Below are 6,163 nucleotides of genomic sequence, written 5' to 3'. Positions count from 1 at the left end.
TGCTTGGTTAACTCCTTAGCCTCACCGGCGACAGTTAATTATATTACCAACTTTACCTCCCTTTTGCAAGTACTTTTTACTCACTTTTGTAAAAAAAGGATAATTATAAGCTTAATTATCCTTGACACACCAGCAATACGAACGATTTTATATTTTTTAGATCAAAATTCCATTGCAATGATCTATCTCGTGTTGAATAGTCTCCGCAATAAAATTTGTAAATTGTTGTCTTTGCTTTTCCATATTCATGTTTTGATATTCAATCACAATTGTTTTATATCGCTTAGTTGCCCTGGTACCGGAAAGAGACAGGCATCCCTCCTTAGTTCTATAACTTCCTGATTCTTCTATTATATGCGGATTTAACATTACCATTGGCAACTAAGCGATAATTCTTTTACTTTTACCAATCATATTCGCTGCAAGGCCAGCCGCAGTTTTTTGATTAGCTACTAATGTGTCCTTTAAATCCTCTGCTATTCCAATATCTTCTTTTGTAGCTAACGTTGATTTCTGTCTTAAAAACATTGAGTCACGGATAATCTTACAAGCTGTCATCTATTTCCCTCCTATATCCTATTTGCTAAATTTAAGAAAAATTATTTATACTATTATAATTTATATTAAACTCTACCTAAGAAAAGTGAGGCAACACAAAATGAATGATACAAATAATCAAGCAACTCAAAAATTATCACCCTTTAAGTCATTAACAGGCGAGCAGAAAAAATTATTAAATAAAATTCTTTCTTTCATTAAGAAGCACATTAATAAAGACTATCCCGCAATTTTTACTATTTATGGTGACGCCGGAACGGGTAAAAGTGTGGTTTTATCAGCTCTTTTTAATAAGATTCAGGAGGCTAATCGTTGCCATAAAGGTGTCTTGTCCAATAGCAATAACTACTTTTTAGTTAATCATCCCGAAATTCTAAAAGTTTATAAGCAAATTGCTGGCTCTGTCAAAACTTTATACAAAAAAGATTACATGCGTCCCACCTCGTTTATTAATCAAATGGATAAAAAGCACAAAACAGCTGACGTTGTCGTGATTGATGAGGCACACCTATTATTGTCTAAACCGGATCATTACAATAATTTTTACTATAATAACCAGCTTCAGGAGATTATTAACCGGGCAAAAGTCGTCATCCTAGTTTTTGATGAATACCAAGTATTACGAATGAAAAGCCTATGGACGCCTGCACGCTTAGAAAAGATCACCCATAAATATCCACACGAGGAGTATTATTTGCAGCACCAGTTCCGAATGACCGCTCCTGACGACCTAGTTAAGTGGTTCGATGATTTTACCCATGGAAAAATTACTAAAATACCGCAAGATGCACGGAAAAACTATGATTTTCGGATTTTTAACGACGCAGAAGAAATGCGCCAAGAAATTGTTAAACAAGATAAAAAGCACGGTCTTGCCAGGATTTTAGCCACTTCCGGTTACCCTTCTACCTTAGATGGTGGCAAACATTACATTAAAGAGGGGAAATTTAAAATGCCGTGGGACCAATATAATTACACTGCCACCCCATGGGCAGAAATTCCAACAACTGTCAATGAAGTTGGGTCTATTTATACCTGCCAGGGATTTGATTTAAATTATGCCGGGATTATTATTGGCCCACCAATCAGCCAGGTCCCCGGCACAATGAAAATCCAGGTTAACCTGAATAAAATCACTGACATTGAAATGTTCAAGAAACGATCAGATTTAACCGACCCAACAGAAATAAAAACCCTCGAAAGGAAAATGGTCATGAATGCGCTTAATATTTTATTTAAACGGGGAATTTATGGAACCTATATTTATGCTCACGATCCATTATTACGGGCAACACTAGAAAAGTTATATTCCAAAATTAAATTATCATAAATTCTTCAAAGTCAATAAAAGCATGTTTTGTCAAACAATTTTAATAGTTTTGCATATTTTTATTAACATTGGTGTTTTACAATACAACCGTATTCAATGCGAGGGGGAGCAATCTATATTTTGAAAAATAAACTTTTTACATTAACAGCAGCCCTTATGTTAGGCCTAACCGTGCCAGTTGCTACTATTAATATGTCATCACAAACCACACAAGCGGCAACCACTTCTAGTACATCAAGTAAAAATGATATGTATACATTCATTAGAAGTACGTTAGCTAAGCACCATGTTCGTGGCAGTGTGGTAGCCGTTAAGGATGGAAAGCCACAACAAAGCAGTTATGGTTATGCCTGGTACGGCAAACGAATAGGAAACGGCAGTTCAAAGGTCGTTTATCCAACTGGTTCTACCCAAAAGGTAATTACTGGTGCTATGATTGTGCAATTAATGAATGAAAAGAAAAACACAAAACAAAGTTTTTCACAAAATACTAAAATTTCTCGTTGGTACCCTTACCTAAGAAATGCTAAAAATATTTCTGTTGGAAACCTATTAACCCACACCTCAGGTATTACAGCTAGTGATACCGAGATTGACCGTGGCTATAACTACTCCGAAGCAAATGCCATTAATTGGGTCGTTAATAATGTTAACGCCCATACCGCAGGAAAAGTTGGGTCTTACTTCTATAACAATACCAACTATATTTTACTGTCTGGCATCATTCGGCAATTGACCGGTAAATCATATGAGTCTAATTTTAATAGTAGAGTTGTTAAAAAGTTAGGTTTGAAGAACACGTATCTTTACCAAGACATCCCTAGCACAAAAACTGATCCAATCTCCTACTATTGTAATGGTGGTAGAAATTATCAAAATCCAAACTACGTAAGAAGAACACTTGCTTCCCAATTACCGGGTGCCGGTAATATGTTTACTACCCCAATCGAATATTACAAGATCCAGGTTGGATTAAGTAATGGCCAAATTTTAAACAAAGATGATTTCAACTACTTAACTCATTTAAAGAGCAGAGTTACCGATTATTCTGGCGGTGTCTACATAAAGAAAAACGGTACACTTAAAGCAGCATACGGCAACTTACACGGTACCCACTTCGGCATGTGGTTCCAATTAACAACCGACAATCAAAACGGTATCGTCATGTTCTTAAACCAAACCAACGATAATGAAAATGATGAAAAAGCCGCTGGTTACGATATCTTACAACACATCAAGAAAAACACATTTACCAGAAAGTAGAAATTAATTAAACTTTCCCAATAAAAAGCCACCTGTTCAAGGACAACACTGAACAGGTGGTTTTATTTATTCATCAAACAATAATTCATACATCTGCATATCAAGCGGATGTTTAAGTAGCAAGTTCATGCCAACTGCTGCTTTTTTCTTTGGCCCCAACAATTCTTCCTTTACTGTATCTTTTTGTATTACGGCTTGGCCCAAATAGAAAAATTGCTTGCCAATCGCGTCGCTCTTTTTAACAAATAAGAGGATTTTCATATTTGGTGTAGTAAGTAAGCGCTGAACCTCATTAGAAGATAAATGCCGCGGTGTACGGGTATACCAGCGCAAGCTCCGGCCATTTTCCAGGGTGTTGTGGTAAAGCGCGCTTCTTTTTTTATCTGAATCTTTTTTATAAGTAATAAAAATCGGAGTTTCATCTTCGTCAACCCGATAACCATACATTGGTGCAGAAACATCCTTAGGCCAGTTAAGCAAACGACAAACATCTTTTCGATCGTACTGTTGATAAAGTGTAAATTGCTTTTGGTTATTATATTTTTTATTTAAAGCAAGACCAGTATTAATTACATCAATAAATAATTTCTTAAAATCTGCATTTGTTTCAAGTGCTTTGCTTAATTCAGGGTTAAGCTGATAATCCAATAAATTAATCGGTTCAATTAGCGGTTGACCACCATACTGGGCTTTTTTAGTGGTTTTACCCTGCTTAATATCAAAGAAATTTAACGACAAAATATCTTCAACAGAGTTCAGAACCGCACCGTTAACATATGCGCCATAATTTTTGAGTGCTTTTTCAAACTCCGTTTCACTTACATGTTTATTCTTCAATAAAAGTTTTAATAAAATTAATTCATGTGGCCTCTTGCCATTTAATAATTCTTTAGTCACAAAAGAAAGGACACCATCTTCATATTTAGACAAATGAAGCGGCTCTCCCATTTTGATTAAGAATTTACCGTAATGCGCCAAACTATGGTTATTGGCAAATACCTCAGGAGACGTGGAACCATAATGATAGAAGTCAAATAACAACGGTGGGCGGCCAATTTTTTCTTTTAAATCCTGGTAGGACTTTCGTAATTGCCTTAACCCATCTAACTTAACTTGATCAAGTGAGGCCAGGATCTTTTCTGAAGCAATTTTACTAAAGTTAATCGTCGACACACCAATAAAACTTGGTAAGGTACTTTCTTTACGCGCTTTATCTTGGTCTCGGCTTGTATCTTGGTTTAATGCTATCGGGATTAAATAATTATTCTTATAATTACCAATAAAATCAATTACAGTAACATAATCTTTTCCCGGGTACTTACGTAGTCCACGACCCAATTGCTGGATAAAGACGATACTAGATTGAGTATTACGCAGCATCACAATTTGGTTCAACGATGGAATATCAACGCCTTCGTTAAATAGGTCAACTGTAACAATATATTCAATTTTCCCTTGTTCAAGCTGCTTTACTACTTCAGATCTTTTCTTTTCATTATCTTTATTAGTCAGAGCTATGGCAGGATGATTTCTATTCGTAAAAGCCTGGGCTAATTCATGGGCCTCTTCTTGCCGACTGCAAAAAACTAAGCCACGCGGCTTTTCGCCACAATAACCATAATAATCAAGTTCTTTTAATACATAGTTAACCCGTTCATCAGAAACTAAGTAGCGTAAATTGGTTGTTTCATCGATGCTTTGACCATTTGTTTCATAGTCCTGGACCCCGACATAATGAAATGGGGCTAGCATTTTATCTTCTAATGCGTCTCGCAAACGGATTTCATAGGCTAAATTATAATCAAATATCTTATAAACATCTTGATCGTCCATCCGTTCAGGGGTAGCCGTCATTCCTAACCAGAATTTAGGCTTAAAATAATTCAATATCCTTTGATAACTTGGAGCTGCAGCTCTATGAGCCTCATCAATCAAAATATAGTCAAATTCATCTTTACTCAGTGTTGCTAACATATCCGGCTGACTGATTGTCTGAACAGTTGCAAATAAATATTTATGGTTAAAGTCATGGTTATGACCAGTTAATAATCCATAATTGGTCCGGCTACCACCAATGACTTTGTAAAAACTTTCCAATGATTTCTTGGCAATCTGTTCACGGTGAACAACATACAAAAACTTCTTCGGCTTAAAATCCTTAACGGCGAAAGCACCCAAATATGTTTTACCTGTTCCTGTAGCTGAAACAACTAGCCCACGTTTTTGACCCGCAGCTACTAAAGCATTTAATTCTTTTAAAGCTGCCTTCTGCATTTGATTGGGAATGATTTCCTGGGAAATATTCTTTTTAACAACTTTATTTTGAACTGGCCTTACCCAATTGCTCTCATAGTCACGCAGCCAGGCATCGGTTAATCTAATACTATTGTGTTCCAAGTCAGACAGCTGTTTGCCAATTTGCTCAGTCAATGCAGCATTTTCTTTTGAACTAACCTTCAGCGACCATTCATAATTGCTAAGTAAGGCTGCACGTGTAAAATTCGCACTACCAATTACAATCGTGTCATAGCCCGCATGTTTAAACAGATAACCCTTAGCATGAAAGCCATTATCTTGCGCTATTTTAACTGTCAAATTTGGAATCTTTTTTAACTCATGAAAAACTTTTGGATCGTTAAAGCCAAGGTAGTCCCCAGTAATTAAAGTCCCAGAAACATTTTTATTAGCTAAATCAGCCATCACTACTTTAAACGGCACTAACATGTCCTGGGTGACAAAAGCTACGGCCCAAGTAAAACTTTTACATGTTAAGAGTTCTTGCCGTAAAGTAAGCCAAATTTTATCATTTTTATTATTTTTTAAAAGTTTTGGACCCAGTAACTCATGCCCAGGATAACTTTGATCATATAAACCGTTAAGAATTGCATCTTGCAGTGGTCTCCCCATTCATATCGCCTCACAACTATTTTACAGAAATAAAAAAAGAAACCCAACATGTAGTGAGCCCAAGAAATTGGACAAACATTTGTTTTAGCTGACTAGGGCTTGATT

General features: G+C 36.1%; 3 protein-coding genes and 1 pseudogene. 2 read left to right on the top strand and 2 right to left on the bottom strand.

Annotated elements, in window-relative coordinates; all coding sequences use genetic code 11:
- Positions 1-156 precede the first annotated feature (156 nt).
- A pseudogene (locus tag FC77_RS07280) lies at positions 157-558 on the bottom strand (peptide deformylase).
- Between the two features lie 100 nt (positions 559-658).
- On the opposite strand from FC77_RS07280, the gene FC77_RS07275 reads away from it, so the two are divergent.
- Together FC77_RS07275 and FC77_RS07270 are read left to right on the top strand one after the other, a co-directional pair.
- The gene (locus FC77_RS07275) at positions 659-1,888 is read left to right on the top strand and encodes a DUF2075 domain-containing protein (RefSeq protein WP_056970980.1); all 1,230 of its coding nucleotides are present in this window, start codon (positions 659-661) and stop codon (positions 1,886-1,888) included.
- 249 nt (positions 1,889-2,137) lie between these two features.
- Positions 2,138-3,151, top strand: coding sequence for a serine hydrolase domain-containing protein (locus FC77_RS07270; RefSeq protein WP_054682266.1), 1,014 nt, complete (start codon positions 2,138-2,140; stop codon positions 3,149-3,151).
- A 66-nt stretch (positions 3,152-3,217) separates the two neighbouring features.
- On the opposite strand, the gene FC77_RS07265 is transcribed toward FC77_RS07270, so the two are convergent.
- On the bottom strand, positions 3,218-6,058 hold the full coding sequence (locus FC77_RS07265; RefSeq protein ID WP_056970979.1) for a DEAD/DEAH box helicase: 2,841 nt from the start codon (positions 6,056-6,058) through the stop codon (positions 3,218-3,220).
- Between the last annotated feature and the right edge of the window lie 105 nt (positions 6,059-6,163).

It is taken from the genome of Lactobacillus acetotolerans DSM 20749 = JCM 3825 (assembly GCF_001436775.1).
GTDB classification, from domain to species: Bacteria; Bacillota; Bacilli; order Lactobacillales; family Lactobacillaceae; genus Lactobacillus; species Lactobacillus acetotolerans.
Note: the sequence above shows the minus strand (reverse complement) of the source record. Positions and strands in the feature narration are given on the sequence as shown.